Source organism: Campylobacter sp. B0100352/1, from assembly GCF_020135855.1.
Taxonomy (GTDB): domain Bacteria; phylum Campylobacterota; class Campylobacteria; order Campylobacterales; family Campylobacteraceae; genus Campylobacter_D; species Campylobacter_D taeniopygiae.
The window spans coordinates 1-261 of record NZ_JACHTP010000128.1; the positions used below are offsets into that span (position 1 = coordinate 1).

1 protein-coding gene is annotated in these 261 nt (G+C 33.7%); it reads left to right on the plus strand.

Going from position 1 to position 261, the window contains the following annotated elements:
* Positions 1 to 255: hypothetical protein (locus H2279_RS08845; RefSeq protein ID WP_337196308.1), on the plus strand; the 255-nt coding region annotated here is incomplete at its 5' end.
* Positions 256 to 261: the final 6 nt, after the last annotated feature.

Consider the following 261-nt stretch of genomic DNA (forward strand, 5'->3'; position numbering starts at 1 on the left):
ATTATGAGAATGGGTGGAGAACCAGCTATTGCAGAACCTGTTCTCTTAGGTGTTACAAGAGCTGCGATTGGAAGTGATAGTGTGATTTCTGCAGCATCTTTCCAAGAAACAACTAAAGTCTTAACTGAGGCTAGTATAGCAGGTAAATTTGATTATCTAGAAGACTTAAAAGAAAATGTTATTTTAGGTAGAATGATTCCTGTAGGAACTGGTCTTTATAGCGAAGAAAAATTTAAATTAAAAGAAAATAATTAAATAGCC